General features: G+C 69.3%; 16 protein-coding genes. 10 read left to right on the top strand and 6 right to left on the bottom strand.

The window, feature by feature from the left end; all coding sequences use genetic code 11:
• Positions 1–37 precede the first annotated feature (37 nt).
• From VI123_RS16595 to VI123_RS16585, 3 genes are all read left to right on the top strand, one after another.
• The gene (locus VI123_RS16595; RefSeq protein ID WP_336339175.1) at positions 38–670 is read left to right on the top strand and encodes a beta-class carbonic anhydrase; all 633 of its coding nucleotides are present in this window, start codon (positions 38–40) and stop codon (positions 668–670) included.
• Between the two features lie 85 nt (positions 671–755).
• Complete coding sequence (locus VI123_RS16590) at positions 756–1217, top strand: PH domain-containing protein (RefSeq protein ID WP_336339174.1); 462 nt, start codon at positions 756–758, stop codon at positions 1215–1217.
• Positions 1214–2923, top strand: a complete 1710-nt coding sequence (locus tag VI123_RS16585) for a PH domain-containing protein (protein WP_336339173.1) — start codon at positions 1214–1216, stop codon at positions 2921–2923. The genes VI123_RS16590 and VI123_RS16585 overlap by 4 nt, the downstream gene beginning before the upstream one ends.
• Here the strand turns inward: VI123_RS16585 and VI123_RS16580 are convergent, their stop codons facing one another.
• Together VI123_RS16580 and VI123_RS16575 are read right to left on the bottom strand one after the other, a co-directional pair.
• Positions 2924–5641 carry an AAA domain-containing protein gene (locus tag VI123_RS16580; protein WP_336339172.1) on the bottom strand — a complete coding sequence of 906 codons (2718 nt, stop codon included), beginning with the start codon at positions 5639–5641 and terminating at the stop codon, positions 2924–2926.
• Between the two features lie 69 nt (positions 5642–5710).
• A complete protein-coding gene (locus VI123_RS16575) occupies positions 5711–6106 on the bottom strand; it encodes a DUF2237 family protein (RefSeq protein ID WP_336339171.1) in 396 nt (131 codons plus the stop codon).
• A gap of 110 nt (positions 6107–6216) precedes the next feature.
• On the opposite strand from VI123_RS16575, the gene VI123_RS16570 reads away from it, so the two are divergent.
• Positions 6217–6762: a hypothetical protein gene (locus VI123_RS16570; protein WP_336339170.1), complete on the top strand. Its 546-nt coding sequence runs from the start codon at positions 6217–6219 to the stop codon at positions 6760–6762.
• A gap of 40 nt (positions 6763–6802) precedes the next feature.
• Positions 6803–7138 (top strand): hypothetical protein, encoded by a 336-nt coding sequence (locus tag VI123_RS16565; protein ID WP_336339169.1) that lies wholly within the window; start codon positions 6803–6805, stop codon positions 7136–7138.
• On the opposite strand, the gene VI123_RS16560 is transcribed toward VI123_RS16565, so the two are convergent.
• Positions 7135–7362, bottom strand: a complete 228-nt coding sequence (locus tag VI123_RS16560; protein WP_004518043.1) for a ribbon-helix-helix domain-containing protein — start codon at positions 7360–7362, stop codon at positions 7135–7137. The genes VI123_RS16565 and VI123_RS16560 overlap by 4 nt on opposite strands.
• A gap of 63 nt (positions 7363–7425) precedes the next feature.
• Here VI123_RS16560 and VI123_RS16555 point away from each other — a divergent pair, with 63 nt between their 5' ends.
• The 5 genes from VI123_RS16555 (at position 7426) to VI123_RS16535 (ending at position 13477) form a co-directional block, all read left to right on the top strand.
• Positions 7426–8775, top strand: a complete 1350-nt coding sequence (locus VI123_RS16555; protein WP_336339168.1) for an MFS transporter — start codon at positions 7426–7428, stop codon at positions 8773–8775.
• A gap of 103 nt (positions 8776–8878) precedes the next feature.
• Entirely contained in the window at positions 8879–9229 is a 351-nt protein-coding gene (locus VI123_RS16550) for a hypothetical protein (protein ID WP_336339167.1), read from the top strand.
• Complete coding sequence (locus tag VI123_RS16545) at positions 9226–10839, top strand: methyl-accepting chemotaxis protein (protein WP_336339166.1); 1614 nt, start codon at positions 9226–9228, stop codon at positions 10837–10839. The genes VI123_RS16550 and VI123_RS16545 overlap by 4 nt, the downstream gene beginning before the upstream one ends.
• 121 nt (positions 10840–10960) lie before the next feature.
• Complete coding sequence (locus VI123_RS16540) at positions 10961–11647, top strand: glycosyltransferase (RefSeq protein WP_336339165.1); 687 nt, start codon at positions 10961–10963, stop codon at positions 11645–11647.
• Between the two features lie 42 nt (positions 11648–11689).
• Positions 11690–13477, top strand: a complete 1788-nt coding sequence (locus VI123_RS16535) for an ArnT family glycosyltransferase (protein ID WP_336339164.1) — start codon at positions 11690–11692, stop codon at positions 13475–13477.
• 10 nt (positions 13478–13487) lie between these two features.
• Here VI123_RS16535 and VI123_RS16530 read toward each other — a convergent pair whose 3' ends face one another.
• Genes VI123_RS16530 through VI123_RS16520 form a run of 3 tightly spaced genes read right to left on the bottom strand, consistent with a single transcriptional unit; the run spans position 13488 to position 15743 of the window.
• Positions 13488–14510, bottom strand: coding sequence for a lysylphosphatidylglycerol synthase transmembrane domain-containing protein (locus VI123_RS16530; RefSeq protein WP_336339163.1), 1023 nt, complete (start codon positions 14508–14510; stop codon positions 13488–13490).
• Positions 14507–15364 carry a polysaccharide deacetylase family protein gene (locus VI123_RS16525; protein ID WP_336339162.1) on the bottom strand — a complete coding sequence of 286 codons (858 nt, stop codon included), beginning with the start codon at positions 15362–15364 and terminating at the stop codon, positions 14507–14509. The genes VI123_RS16530 and VI123_RS16525 overlap by 4 nt, the downstream gene beginning before the upstream one ends.
• A complete protein-coding gene (locus VI123_RS16520; protein ID WP_336339161.1) occupies positions 15357–15743 on the bottom strand; it encodes a DUF2304 domain-containing protein in 387 nt (128 codons plus the stop codon). Before VI123_RS16520 ends, VI123_RS16525 begins: the two co-directional genes overlap by 8 nt.
• Positions 15744–15745 lie beyond the last annotated feature (2 nt).

Here is a 15745-nt window from a genome sequence, read left to right as displayed (position 1 = left end):
ACAGTAAAGGCTGCGCGGCGCAAAATCGTGTTCTGCAATGCCACATCACACGCACGGGAGTGACGACAGCGGCGAGGAACCGGAAGCCGGTCACGTCCACGAATCGGTCGACGCGGACGTCGACGCGCGCGACGACTGGGCGCGCCGGCGTCGGAAGGGGATTCCGACCGACAAGCAGTTGCTCGTCGTCGCCTGCATGGACGAGCGCATCCCCGTCGAGGAGGCGCTCGGCCTCTCGCTGGGCGACGCGCAGATATACCGCAACGCCGGCGGCAAGGTCACGGACGACGTGATTCGCTCGGCCGCGCTGACGACACAGTACTTCGACACGACGGAAATCATCGTCGTCAACCACACCGACTGCGGGATGATGAGCGCGTCCGACGAGGACGTGGTCGCGGGGTTCGAGGCCGCGGTCGACGGCGACCTCGACGACGTCGACCTCGACCCGGCGCTGCCGGAGCTGTCCATCGGCGACGCGTCAATCGCAGAGTGGGTCCGGATGACAGACGACATCGACGCGGCCTGTGCCGCACAGGTCGAGTACCTCGAAAACCACGAGCTGATTCCCGACGACGTGACCGTGACCGGGTACGTCTACGAGGTCGAGAGCGGGCACCTCCGGCGGCCCGGCGAACGCGTCGCCGAACAGGTCAACGAGCGCGTGTAGCCGGCCGACGTCGTCGCCGGGCGACGACCGCCGACTCCGGCCCGGAGCCAAACCGTTAATCCGCGGCCGGTCCCTCGGATGAGGCATGGAGTCGCTCCACCCGCGGGTGAGACTGCTGTGGGTTCTGTCGACAGTCATCCAAGCGTCGGTGCTCGGCGTCGTCGCCTACCTGGTCGACCGGTTCGCGGTCTCGCTACCGGCGATGGTGGTCGTCGGCGGCTGGGTCGTGCTCGTGGTACTGGGCGTCGCCCACGCCGTCGCCGCCCACCGCATCTGGCGCTTCGACCTGCAGGACGACGCGCTCTTTCTCCTCCGCGGCGTCGTGACCCGGACCGACACGTCGGTCCCGTACGTCCGCGTCCAGCACGTCGACACCACCCGCGGCCCGATAGAGCGGGCCGTCGGGCTGGCCAGCGTCGTCGTCTACACCGCCGGGACCCGCGGCGCGGACATCACGATTCCCGGCCTGCGGCCCGAACGGGCCACCGAACTGCGCGAGCAGCTACGTGACCTCGCAAACGAGAGCGAGGCCACGGACGCGGTATGAACCGGCTCCACCCGCGGAGCGCCGTCGTCCGAATCGGCCGGGCCGTCCTGCAGGGCGGCTTCTTCGGCTTCTTCGGCGGGTCGCTCGGGACCGGGATGCTCGACCTCCCGTGGTTCGGGGTGCCGGTCCTGGCGGTCCTCGGCGCGGTCGCGTTCGGCGGCTACGCGCTGGCGCGGTACCTCCGCTTTCGGTACGAACTCGACGGCGACACGCTGACCGTCGAGTCGGGCGTCTTCGCCAGACAGTCGCGCCAGATTCCGCTGGGCCGGGTCCAGAACCTGGACGTCGAGCAGAACGTCCTCAACCGCCTGCTCGGGCTCGCGGTCGTCCGCTTCGAGACGGCCGGCGGCAGCGCGACGGAGGCGACGCTGGACGCGGTCGACGAGCGCGAGGTCGAACGGCTGCGAAACTACGTGCGGACCCACGACCGCGACGCAACCGCGGAGGAGGGGGCCGGCGCTTCGCCGTCCGAGAGCGTGACGAGCGGCCGGTCCGCCCACGCCGACCTCCCGGGGGCGACCGGTCCCTCGCCGGCGGAGACTGGCGATTCACGGACGGCTGCCGACCGGAGTTCGCCAGCACCGGACGCGGACAGCGACGGCCGGCCGGACGGGTCGCTCCTGTTCGCGTTCGACCGGCGGGAGCTCCTGACTTACGCGCTCGTCTCCGTGCGCCCCGCTGCGCCGATCCTGACGCTGGCGTCGCTGCCGCTGGGGATGGATGTCGTCCGCGCCGTGTTGCGGCTCAACGCGACGCTGGTCGGGGCGTCGCTCGGCGGGCCGGTGGTCCGCTGGCTGGTCGGGACGCCCCCGACCCCGCGGCTGGTCGTCTTCGCCGCGCTCTCTGTCGTCCAGTTCCTCCTGCTCGCGCTGGTCGTCAGCGTGGCGCTGACCGTCGTCGAGTACCACGGCTTCCGGCTCACGCGGGCCGACGGCGACCTCCGGTACGAGCGCGGCCTCCTGCGCCGGTACAGCGGCAACATCCCGCTGGAGAAGGTCCAGACGGTCACCATCCGCGAGAACGTCCTGATGCGGCGGTTCGGCTACGCGACGCTGGCCGTCGAGACGGCCGGGTACAGCGGCGGCAATCAGCAGTCGACGCAGGGCGTCGCCGTCCCCCTCGCCCCCCGCGAGGAGGTGTACGAACTGGCCCGCGACATCGAACCGTTCGCCGACCTAGACTTCGACCGGCCGCCGAAACGCGCCCGACGGCGCTACCTCGCGCGCTTCTCGCTGGCTGCGGCCGGCCTCACCGCGGTCGCCTACGCCGTCGATTCGCTGGTGCTGGGAACGGGCTACTGGTGGCTCGCCGCTCTCCTCTTTCTCCCGGTCGCACCGGCGGCACACCTTCGCTGGCGACACCGCGGGTTCGACCTGGACGACTCGGTGCTTGCGACCCGGAGCGGGTTCTGGCGGCGGACGACCCGCGTCGTCCCGTACTACCGGCTCCAGACGGTGTTCGTCACGCGGTCGCCGTTCCAGCGCCGCCGCGACCTGGCGACGGTCGGGGCCGACACGGCGAGTTCGTCGAGCCTACTGGGTGGCGTCGCCCGGGTGTACGACGTCGACGAGGGCACCGCGGGACAGCTCAGGGACACGCTGCGGGAACGGCTCCGGGCGGATATCGCCGCCCGTCGCGCCGGGAGAGAACACGCCAGACGGAGCGAGCGGGGCGGCGACGCCGCCGAGCAGTCCAGCGAGGCCTGACTACCCGCGCGCCCACTCGACCATCCGGCCGTACACCTCGTCGGTCGCCAGCGCGTCGGCGTCGCCGACGAGGACGAGCGCCTTCTTCGCCCGCGTCAGCGCGACGTTGATGCGCCGGTAGTCCTCGAAGATGGGGCCGTCGAGCGCGCCCGTGGCGACGAAGGAGATGACGATTACCTCCTCGCTCGACCCCTGGAACCGGTCCACCGTGTCGACGGTCACGTCGGGCAGGCGCTTGGAGAGTTCGGCGACCTGGGCCCGGTACGGCGCGATGACGCCGATGTCGTCGGCGGGCACGCCGGCCTCGCGGTAGGCCGCCACCACCTCGGCGACCGCGTCGGCCTCTGCGGGGTTCGTGTTCCCCCGCTGGCTCCCGTCGGGGTCGACGAATGAGACGCGGTCGCGGAGGTGTGCCGGCAGCGCGTCCAGCGAGACGCCGTCGAGGTGGTCGATGCGCTGGGCGGCCACCGCACCCGTCGCGGGCCGCAACTGCCCGTCGTAGAACTCGCGGGAGGCAAAGGCCTGGATGTGCTGGGCCATGCGGTACTGGCGGTCCAGCATGACGCCGGCCTCGGGATGAGCGTCGATGAGCCGCTCGAACAGCGAGGTCGACAGCGTCTCGTCCTCTGACTGGACCACCGGCGGCAGTTGCTGGTGGTCGCCGACCAGCACGAAGCGGTCGGCCAGCGTCGTCGCGGCGAGCGTCCCCGGCTCGGTGAGCTGTCCGGCCTCGTCGACGACGGCCACGTCGAACTCCTGGGTCTGGAGCGTCGTCCCGCCGCAGGTGGCCGTCGTCGCCGCCACCACCTGCGCGGTCTGGAGTCGAGCGGCGCACTCACCGGGGTCGCCGCTGGTCTCCAGCCGATACTCCTGCATGTCCTCGCGGACGCCGCTCTCGGTCCCCACGCGGACGATGTCGGTGAAGCCCTGGTCTTCGAGCGCCTCGATGAGGTTGTCGACGGCGCGGTTGGTAAAGGCCGAGAGGAGGACGCGCTGGCCGCTCTCCCCGTCCGAGTCCCGCCCGTCGCCCTCGACCAGCGCCCGGACCATCCGGGCCAGCGTGTAGGTCTTGCCCGTCCCCGGCGGGCCGTGGACGAGCGCGAAGTCCTCCGCGCCGACCGCCAACTGGACGGCCTCGTTCTGGGCGTCGTTGTTGTCGATGAACGTCTCCTCGACCGCGGCGAACTCCGGGTCGCGCCGCTCGAACAGCACATCCTTCTGCTCGGGCGACTGGAGGAGCACGGCGTCGTGGAGCGCGTTCTGGAGCCGGTCGGTCGTCAGCTCGGAGGGGTACACGTCGAGTCGTCGCAGTTCCAGTGGCTCGTCGACGGTGACGACCACCTCGTCGCCGAGGCGCTCGACGCGCGCCAGTTCGGCGTTGCCCGTCACCGGGTCGCCGTCGCTTGCGAGCACGAGGTTCCCCTCGCGTATCTTCGAGACGGCCCCCGTGGCCTTTGCGCGGAGTTCCCAGCGACCGCCGTCGAGTTCGCGGCGGCCGGCCGGTTCGAGGCCGACGAGCGCGCGGTCGTCGTCGGCCCGCTCTTCGGGCGTCTGTTCCCAGAGCTTCGCGTACTCGCGGTGGACGGCGCGGCGCTCGGCCTCGACGGCCTCGTAGAACCGCTCGAAGTACGCCAGTTCCTCGTCGGGCACCGCTCGCCCGACCTGGCCGGCCTTGGACTCCTGGTCGAGGCGGCCGGAGACGGCCATGCAGGTGTCCTGCTCGAAGCAGTACTCGCACTTGGCGTTTGCCTCGTAGCCCGTCGGCACGTCCCTGTCGTACTCCATCGCCGCGATTTCGTTGCGGGCGCGGACGACGTAGTTCAGCAGGCCGCTGCCGATGGAGAACTCCTTGGCCGGCGAGAGGTCGCCGCTCTCTTCGTTGCGGTCCACGGCGGCGTTTTTCGTGTACAGGAGCGTCCCCGTGTCCGGCGCGGCATCGACGGCGCTCCCGCCGTCCCCGGCCGCTCGTTCGCCGAGCATCAGGGCGTAGGCCGTCGCCTGAATCTTGTCCTGGAAGCGCGGCTCGCGCTTCGTGTTCTTGCCCGTCTTGAGTTCGACCGGCATCCCCCGGCGGACGGCGTCGGCACGCCCCTTCATGCCGAACCGCTCGGAGATGAGCGTCATCTCTGAGCGCCACTTGTCGGTTTCGGTTAGCGTCCCCTGCTGGAGCCACCCCTGGATTGCCGCGGCGTGGTCGCGTACGTCGCCGGCCACCTCGTCGGCCTCGCGGCCCAGCAGGCCGATGGACAGTCCGGCCGCCTCGACCTGCTCCGCGATGGCCTCGTCCATGTCCCGGCCCCGCAGGAGGTCGCCGAACACCTCGTGGACGACGGTCCCCTTCACCAGCGGATAGGCGTGGTCCGCGCCGTCGAGCTTGTTGAGGTAGTACATCCGGGGGCACTGCACCCACGACCGGATGTCGGTCACGTCGACGAGGAAGTCCGGCTCCACGACGAGGGCGGCGTCGCCGCCGACGGAGTACTGCTGTTCCCCCCGGTACTCCCGCTCGTCGGGGTTGTAGACGGTGACCTCCATGCCCGGTTCGATGACCTCGGCGGTCTCAGTCCACTTGCCCCACAGCGTCACCGTCGTCGGCTCGCCGGCCCCGCGCTCCGGCCGAACCGTCAGTTCACAGAGGTCGCTCTCGCCGTACTGCGTGTTCACCGTTTTCGGCTCCTCGACCTCGACGACGACGCCCCGGACGCGGTCGACGCTCACGGAGTGGCCCTCCCCTGTTGCACGACCCAAGCGACGGGGCGACCACTCAAAAGTCGTTCGCGCCGTGGCTCACTCGCGCTGGCTGTCGGCATCGGACTCCGTGTCGGCGGCGTACTCCTCCAGCGTCTCCAGCGGCACGTCTTCGAGCACGTCCTCGCTCGTCGCCGCGAGGTTCACCGGCGGCGCTTTGCCGGCCTCGTGGGCCTCTACCCAGCGCGGGACACAGACACACCAGTGGTCGCCGGGGTCGAGGCCCGGGAAGTTCAGGTCCGGCCGCGGCGTCACGAGGTCGTTGCCCTGGGCCTTGCTGTACTCCAGGAACGCCGCAGTCATCACGGCACAGATTTCGTGTCGGCCGGGGTCGCGCTGGAGCGGGTAGCAGTAGCCGTCGCGCATGAACCCCGTCACCGGGTCCATCGAACAGGGAGCCAGCTCCCCGCCGAGGACGTTGCGTTCGCTCTCCATACCACGTCTGGCTGTTCCGTGGAGTAAAGGCGTTCGCCCGCCCCGCGGTGCCGGCGTGACACTCCGGACCGATGGGTTCATTCTGGCCCGGGCCGAACGTGAGACTGACAATGCGCGTTCGCGACTGGCAGGACATCCTCGAAGACGTGATGGAGAGCAATGCCAATCCGGGGGACTGGCGCGCCGTCGGGGGCGACCGCGCGAACGGAATCGGCGAGGACATCTACTTCGGTCACCCCGACGCCGGCGTCTACCAGCTCAAGACCTACGCGAAGAACCCTTTCGAGGTACAGGGCGTCGGGTCGCAGGTGGCCCGCCGAATCGACGACGACATCGACCCGCTGTTCCCGACCGACGGCTCGGGCATCTTCGGCGTCCAGCAGGGGCCCGAAGACGAGGACGACGCCAAGGAGAAAGCCAAGAACCTCGAAACAGTGCTCGAAACGCACGCGGACGCCCCTACGTCGCCACGGGCACTGCTGGAGGACGTGATGGACGCGATGGACTCCCCGGCGTACGGCCCGATGGAGTTCGACCACCACGACCGGCCCGACCGGATGGGCGACCTCACCGAGACGTTCGAAGAAGCGGAGGAACTCCTCGACGCGGAGTTCGAGGACGTCATCGAGGAAGACGTAGAGCGGGGCTTCTACTGATGGCCGAACGGACACGCGCCGCCCGTCCCGGGGGTCGCTGATGGTCGGGCCCTCGATGACGGACGCCGACCGGCGGCGCTTTCTCAGGTACCTGCAGGTCGGCTTCGCGCTCCTCGTCGGCGTCTCGATGGGGCTGGTGACCCTGCACGGCGGTGCCGACATAGCAACGGTGGCCGGCATCCTCCTCGGCGGCACTGTCGTCGGCGGTGCCCTCGCGTGGTACATCATCCCGGAGAGCATCGCCGAAACGCCCTACGAGTCGTTCGACAGGGGACCGAAACCCGGCGCACGGACGAGACAGCGCCGGCAGAACGGCGACGGCTCCGGACAGCGGGCATCCGACGACGACGGCAGACTCTCGCGGAACCGCGACTAGAGGAAGTCGTCCTGCATCGCGGGGTCCTGCTGTTCGGAGGCCGTCTGGTCGAAGATTTCTTCGTCGAGCGTCTCGGTCTCCTCCGTCGTGGTGTTGTAGGCCGAAATCCCTCGCTTCAGGAGGTCTTCCACGGCCTGGTCGCGGTTGAGGAACTCGCCCTGTTCGACGAGTCGCTGGATGTCCGAGTCGACCTGGTCTGGGAGTGACACCTTTATCTTGCTCACACTTGCGGCCTAAACTGTTCGGACATAAAAACCCACCCCTGAGTTCGGGGGGTGGCCGCCCGGATGCGCGAAACCGCCACGCACTTGCCGACGGCCGACGCGGACACCAGTGTGAACGCGAACGACCGAGCGATAACCGCGCTGGTCATGCTGGCACACGGCCTGGTCCACACCTACGAGATGGCGGTCCCGATATTCGTCGTCATCTGGCTCACCGAGTTCGACGTCATCAACCTCGGTATCGCCCAGTTCGACGTGACGACGGCGACCGTCGGCGTCATCGTGACCGTCGGGTACGGCCTGTTCGGGGCCGGCGCGCTCCCGGGTGGCATCGTCGTCGACCGCATCGGCTCCCGTCGGCTCATCACGGGCTGTCTGCTCGGCATGGGCGGGTCCTACATCCTGCTGGGGCTGGCTCCGAGCATGCTCGTCATCGCGCTGGCGCTGGTCCTCTGGGGCCTCTCGGCCAGCGTGTACCACCCGGCCGGGCTCTCGCTCATCAGCAAGGGCGTCGAGCAGCGCGGCACCGGCCTGGCCTACCACGGCGTCGCCGGCAACCTCGGCATCGGCCTGGGACCGCTGGTGGCCGCGGTCCTCCTGCTCGTCGCCGACTGGCAGACCGTCGCGCTCGTGCTGGGCGTGCCCGCGCTGCTCGCCGCCGTCTACGCCTCGCGGGCGAGTTTCGACGAGACGGCGGCGGTGACGGCCGCGACCGACGGCGGCTCGAAGGCCAGCAGCGGCATCGACTCCGTCGGGGAGTTCCTCACCGAGAGCAAGCACCTGCTGACCGGGAGCTTCCTGCTCGTGTTCGTCGTCGTCATGTGCTCGGGGCTGTACTATCGCGGCGTCCTCACCTTCCTCCCGGAACTGCTCCGGGACCTGCCCGGGTTCGAGCCGGTCCCCGTCGAGACGCTGTTGCCGTCGGGCGTCCTCGCCGCGCTGGGAATCGAGGCCGGAGCGGGCCAGACGCTCAAGCCACAGGACTACTTCTACGCCGGCCTGTTGCTCATCGGCGTCCTCGGTCAGTACGCTGGCGGCAAACTCAGCGACCGGATACCCGTCGAGTACGGCATCGCCGGCTCGTTCCTGGTACTCGCCGCCCTCGCGGTGCTGTTCGTGCCGGCATCGGGCGCGGGTCTCGGGCCGCTGATAGTCCTGGGCGCGCTGCTCGGCGTCGCGCTGTTCGTCGTCCAGCCGATGTATCAGGCCGCCGTCGCGGAGCACACGCCCGCCGGAGCCCGCGGGCTCTCGTATGGCTTCACCTACCTGGGCGTGTTCGGCGTGGGCGCGCTCGGCGGCGGCCTCGCCGGGGGGATTCTCGCCTTTGCGAACGTGACCGCGCTGTTCCTGACGCTCGCGGCTATCGCGCTCGTCGCCGTTATCGCCGGAATTGCGCTCACACGCCGGCTGTAATCAATTAAACGCGTTCTCCTCAGTCCAGAAACAGCTAGCCCGTTTTCAATAGTTGTAATGGGGCAGTAACGTATATCATCATATATTGCCTCCTTTCGCGGGTATGCAATCCGGCCTGGCCGCCTTAGACCCAAACAAGGCTGTATTACCGATTATCGCGCTTATCGGGCTCGTCCCGGTGCTGTTGCGATACCGACGGAGTTCCCGACTGTTCGTGGTCGGGTACGTGCTGTTGGTCCTTGCGACAGTCGTGACCAACGTCGAGAACCTGTTTCTCGGCACGGTGCTCAACTACGCTGAGCACTACCTCGGGCTGATGGGGTCGGGCCTCGCGTTCCTGTTTGCGGCGTACGTGCGCCGGAAGCAGGTCCTCGGCGACGACGAGGGCAGCTCCGAGGCGGCTGACACGGACGGGCCGGAAGTCGCCGCCGACGGCGGGAGGCCAGAGCCATGAGCGCGCCTATCATCCTCGCGGACTCCGTCGCGGTCGCCGCCTACGCCGCGACGGTGGCGCTGGGCGTCAAGACCTACCGCGAGACCGACCTCGACTCGGGGTTCTGGGCGAGTTTCTCGTTCGCCGCGGCGCTCGGACTCCTCTGGACCGGCGTCGTCTTCCTGGAGTGGGTCGGCGTCGCCGGCGCGATAATGGACGCGCTGGGCACCTCGCTGCTGGCCGTCCTCGTCGGCGTCGTCGCCATCTCCTCAACCGGGACCATCGCCACCATCGATGACCTCAAGACGGCCACACAGGAGGCGGCGAACCAGCGCGCGGAGGCGGTCGAACAGCGCGAGGTCGCCGAGAAACAACGGAAGGAGGCCGAGGAGGCCAAACAGCAGGCGGAGGCGGCCCGGCAGGACGCCGAGCAGGCGAAGCGGGCGTCCGAAGACCTGAACGAGCACCTCCGGGAGAAGGCCCAGTCGTTCAGCACGACGATGCACGCGGCCGCGGACGGGGACTTCACCCAGCGGATGGACCCCGAGAGCCGGACCGAGGCGATGACCGAAATCGCGGCGGCGTTCAACGACATGATGGAGACGCTCTCGGAGACGCTCACCACGGTCACTCAGTTCGCCGGGCAGGTCGACGACTCGACGGACGAACTCAGCGCCAGCGCCGAGGAGGTCCGGAACGCGAGCCGGGAGGTCAGCGACAACGTCGAGGAAATCGCCTCGAACACCGACCAGCAACACGAGAACGTCAGGCAGGTCACCGACGAGATGACCGACCTGTCGGCGACCGTCGAGGAGATAGCCTCCTCGACCGACGAGGTGGCGGAGATGTCCGCGCAGGCGTCCGAACTCGGGTCCGTCGGGAGCGAGCGCGTGACCGAGGCCAAATCCGAGATGGAGGCCATCGAGCGCCAGGCCGAGTCGACCATCGACAACGTGGAGTCGCTCGACGACGAGATGGAGCAGGTCGGCGAAATCGTCCGCGTCATCGAGGACATCGCCGAGCAGACGAACATGCTGGCGCTGAACGCCTCAATCGAGGCCGCCCGCGCCGGCGAGGCCGGCGAAGGCTTCGCCGTCGTCGCCGACGAAATCAAGGGCCTCGCACAGGAGACCGGCGAGGCGACCCAGCGCATCGCCGACCGCATCGAGACGATTCAGGGGTCGACCGACGAGGCCGTCGACGGCATCCACGAGATGGACGAGCGCGTCGACAACGGCCTGGAGACGGTCGACGAGACCATCGGTGTCCTCGAAGATATCCTCGACCACGTCGAGGAGGTAAACAGCGGCATCCAGTCGGTCGACGACGCGACCGACGAACAGGCCGCCTCGGCGGAGGAAGTGGTGGCGATGGTCGAGGAGTTCGACACGATGACCGAGCGGACGAGTTCTGGCGCACAGACCGCGGCCGCGGCGGCCGAGGAGCAGACTGCGGCCATCGAGGGCGTGACCGACGACGTGGTCCACCTCTCGGACCAGGCCGAGGACCTCTCGGAACTGCTCGACGCCTTCGAATTTGCCGCGTCGAACGGGGCCGACCTCTCGGCGGCGGTGGGGTCCCCGGACCCGACGGCCGTGACGGACGGGAGCGGGCAGGCAGAGGGGAACTGACTGCAGTCGGCCGTTTCTGTAGCGACTGCACGCATGGCGGGCCGGACGCCGAGTCCAACCGCGAACCGCGCCCGGGCCCATCGGATGGTATTTGTGTCTGTGCGGTGTAGCGGCGTGCCAGATGGATGCCGCAGTCATCGTCCCGGCCTACAACGAGGCGGAGTCGCTGGCCCGCTGTCTGGCTCCCTTCGAGTCACAGCCCGTGGAACTGGTCGTCGTGGTCGGCGGCGACGACGGGACGGAGCAGGTGGCCCGCGACACGCCCTTCGTCGACACCGTCGTTCGGTGTGACGAGGGCGGGGCCGGGACTGCCAGGAACCGCGGGGCCGCGGCCGCGACGGCGCCGGTGTTGCTGTTTACCGACGCCGACACCGTCGTCCCCGACGACTGGGTCCGCCTGCACCTGAGACACTACACCGACGACGCGGTGGTGGGGGTCGGCGGCCCCGCGCGGCCGCTCGAAGACAGCCTGAAACACCGCGTGCTGTTCAAACTGCTGTCGGACTACTGGTATCGGGTGTCCTGGCCGCTGGGCTTCGTCCAGCAACCGGGCTTCAACTGCAGTTTCCGGGCCGACGCCTTCGAGGCCGCCGGCGGCTTCGACGAGGACATCCCGTTCATGGAGGACACGGAACTGTCCCTGCGGATGAAAGACCGCGGGCGAATCGTCTACGACGCCGACTCCTGTGTCACCACGTCCGCTCGCCGAGAGGCCGACGAGGGGTATCTCTCGCTGTTCGGGAAGTACGTCCGGGGGTACGCGAACCACTACGTCCTCCGCCGGGAGTTCGATGCCGACTACTTCTGAGAAGGGCAGCCTTTTCAACGCACACCCCGGAGCGGTGACACGATGAGTGGCTGGCGGTCACTGCCCCGACGTGCCGTCGAACAGGTGCGGTCGGACCTCCGGGACGACCCCTACCTCCGGTATATCCTCCTGCTGGCGGCCGTTATGGTTGGGTTCTGGTTCTGGCACCGCATCCCGAATTTCTCGACCCGCGACGAGTACAGTCGCTTGCTCGACGCCATGGTCGTCTACGGGTCGGTCCTGGAAGACCCGACCTTCGAGGGGCTCAAGGCCGGCGTCGAGTGGGGGCGGGCCCCCTTCGGCGCGACGCTGTACCTCTACGTGCTCGCCATCCTCCCCGTCGTCCTCGTCGCGGCGCTGACCGGCGACCTGGGCGCGTTCACGGCCATCGCCTTCCCCGGCTGGGAGTTCGGCCACTACGAGGTCTGGGCCGCCACGCCCGAGTGGATATGGACCTGGAGCCTCGTCTCCATCCGGCTGACCAACGTCGTCGCCGCGCTCTGTGCCGTGTATCTCACGTACCGCCTCGGCGTCGCTATCGAGGGGCGCGACGCCGGCCGGCTCTCGGCCGTCGTGCTGTCGCTGACCTTCGGCTTCCTCACCATCTCGAAGGAGGCCGGCGAGGACATGCCGGCGCTGGTGTTCGTCCTCCTGGCGCTGTACCTGCTGGTCAGCTACGTTCGGACCGACGACGGGACGCTGTTCCTGGCGGCGAGCGTCGCCGGCGGCGTCGCCATCGCGCTCAAACTGACGGCCGCGCCGGTCGTCCTGCTCATCGGCGTCGCCTTCCTGCTCCGGGCCCACGCCGCCGACGCGCCGCTGACGGAGACGCTGTACCGGCCGAAGCTCCTGCTGAGCGGCGCACTGCTCGGGTTCGCTACGATTGTCCTAGGCTTCCCGACGGCGCTCGTCGCGGGGGCCGAGCCGTTCGTCGAGCGGGTGTTCGGCGGCTCGACCTCGCGGATGAGCCACCCGACGGGCCCAGACGCCCCGATGTGGTGGTGGTTCCTGCGTGGCTACTTCAGCGCGCTGGGACTGCCGCTGTTCGCCGCGGCCGCGGCCAGCGTCGTGGCGACCGTCGCCACGCTCCGGGACCGGACGTCGGCGTTCCACGGCACGGTCCTCGTCCTGACGGGACTGACGGCCTACGTCCTGCTGTTTTCACAGTGGCACGACTTCCGCGTCCATCACCTCCTGCCGACGTTCCCGCTGGTCGCGCTGCTCGTCGCCGGGCGGCTGGTGCAATTCCGCGAGCGCTCGGCATCGCTGGCCAAGCCGGTGATGGCCGTCCTGCTGGTGACGACGGCAGTCTACGCCGGCGTCGGGACGGCGCAGTTCGCGTCGATGCCCCGAGACGAGGCGGTGGCTTGGCTGGAGGACAACAGCGAGGAGGGCGACGTGGTCGAGACGTACCGCGTCCACATCCAGGACACCGCCATCCCGCACTCGCTGACCGCCAGACACGTCGCCGGCCAGGACTCCGAGGCCGAGGCGGCAATGGCCTGCCCGCGATACATCCAGGTCGGGTACCGTGACCTGCTGTATCTCAAGGAGGACACGTACTACCGAAACGGTGACGCGCAGGCCGTCTACCTCCGGAACCTCCTGAACGAGGAGTACAACTATCGCATCGTCGCCGAGTTCGGCGAGCGGCCCCCGAACTTCGTGCCCCAGCGGCCGACGCCCGGCTCCTTTACCGACCTGCTCCGGCTCGGCGTCGTCCCGCACACCGACCAGTTCGCCGACGAGCAAGAGCTCGCGGCCAACCAGTACACTCTCATTCTGGAGCGGGACGGCGAGTGCGACACGAGCCGTCACCCGCCGTTCTGATTCTCCGGGGCTATTCCGTCGTCAGTGACGCCACGTCGAGTCGAACGGACGGATACCAGCCCGCGAGCGACGGCAGGTAGATGCTCAGGAACCGGTCGACGAAGACGACGGGGACGACGACCTCCGCCGGGACGCCCAGCGCGACGAACACCGCCGTCGCCGTCGCCTCGGTGACGCCGATGCCGCCGGGCGTCAGCGGCAGGAGCGTCACGGCGTAGGCGACCAGGAGGTACAGTGGCACCGCGACCAGCGGTTCGAACGCCACGCCGAAACTCCCCAGTAGCAGGCCGACGCGGACGCCGGGCGCGAGGACGAGGTCGACGGTCCAGCCGACCGCGTAGCGGAGCCACACTCCCGGCTCGCCCGCCAGTCTCCGGAACGTCGCCGTCGAGCTGTCGGTGAACGCGAGCAGGCCGTCGAGACGGGCCGCCAGCTTCTCGCCGACGCGCGGGACCCGGGCCGCGGCCCCGGACAGCCAGCCGATGAACCGGTCCAGATACGAGAGGTTGAGGCCCCCGAGCAGTATCGTGAGGCCGGCCGCGAAGTACAGGCTCGTGGCCAGCGCCAGCAACAGGAGGAGTTCGACCCGCAGCAACGGCACCGCCAGGACGAGCCCAGCGGTCGCCGCGACGCCGTAGTACAGCGCGAAGATGCCGGTGTGCAGCGCCGACGCGGCGGCGGCGTCGCTGTAGGCCATCCCGGTCTGGCTCCGGAGGACGAACGGCGCGGCCAGCCGCCCGGAGAGCCGCGACGGGAGCAGTTGGTTGACGAAGTTCACGATGAGCGTCGTCCCGGCGGCGGTCCGGAACCGGACCGGTGCGAGCGGCCTGACGACCGCGTACCAGGAGTACGCCCGGCCACAGATGCCGAGGGCGCTGACGGCGACGACTGCGAGCGCCGTCCCGGACTCGACGCCGGCGAGCAGGTCGACCGCGCTCCCGATGTCGAACTGCGTGAGCAGCCACGCGAGCGCCGCGACGGCCAGGCCGTACTGGGCGACCGTGATGCCTACGTCGCGCGCCCGGCTCGTCACGGCGTCTCGCCCCCGCGTAGCCGCGCCGCGGTCGTGTCTCCACCCTCCAGGACCGTCCGCGCCGTCGTGAACTCGAAGTCCCGCTCCAGGATGTACTCGACGGCCCGCCGCATCCAGTCGCCGGTCCTGACGTACACCCGCGTCGGCACCCCCTCGACGGCCGGCAGGTCGACCAGTTCCCACGGGTGGACGTACAGCATCGGCGTCAGGCCCCGGCGGGCCAGCATCTTCATGCCCAGTACCGTGTACCGCGGGCCGAAAAACCGGAGCCAGGTCCCGGTCAGGGGCAACTGCAGGCCGGGCATGACACTGGCCGGGAACTCGGTGATAGTGTCCGGCGCGTCCGGGCGCACCGCCGACGCCGGCACCGGTTCGTGGACGTCGTACTCGCCGCCGTACCACCCCGGTATCGACCGGCTGGAGACGACGCTCGAATCGTACGCGTAGCCGGCCTCGGCCAGCAGGTCGAAGTGGTCCTCGGTGATGTCGAAGGCGGGTGCGCGGAACCCGGCGACGCGCTCGCCGGTGACCCGCTCCAGCACGTCCTTCGACTGGGTCAGTTCCGCCCGTCGCCCGTCGCTGTCGAGGGCCGAGAGCAACTGGTGGGTGTGCGTGTGAGAGGCGACCTCCAGCCCTGCGTCGGCGAGCGCCCGCACGGCCTCGGGGTGGGACTCGGCGACCGACGACACCACGAACGCGGTCGCAGTCGCGCCGTGGTCCGCGAGCGCCGCCCTGAAGAACCGGCCGCCGTCGAGGCCGACGCCGTCGCGGCCGGTCGTCCCCGACGCGCTCCGGTAGGCCGGTGTCTGGGTGAACAGCTCGAAATCTATCGACAGCACCGCCCGGTCAGTCATCCTGCTCGTCCTCGGTCCGTAGCTGGTGTTCCTCCAGCTCGCTCCGGAGGAGGCTCAGCTCCTCGTTCAGCCGCGACAGCCGGTCGTACATGTGGCCGATGCGGTTGAGCAGGTACGTCACCGCGACGAACAGCGTCAGGTTCGAGACGACGAGGATGGCACGCGCCTTCCACTCTAGGCCCAGCAGCCGCGCCACGACCTCGAAGACGTTGGGGACGACGGCGACGACGATGAGCCCCGCGCCCAGCAGTAGCGACATCACGAACAGCTCCAGCGATTCCCGTTCGCTCCTGACGATGACGTAGCCGTTGGCGAGGAAGGCCAGCCCGACGACTAGCGACAGGAGATTGACCAGTGAGTAGTCGAATCCGAGGACCATGG

The organism is Haloarcula sp. DT43, from assembly GCF_037078405.1.
GTDB classification, from domain to species: Archaea; Halobacteriota; Halobacteria; order Halobacteriales; family Haloarculaceae; genus Haloarcula; species Haloarcula brevis.
This window is presented reverse-complemented; position numbering and strand designations above follow the sequence as displayed.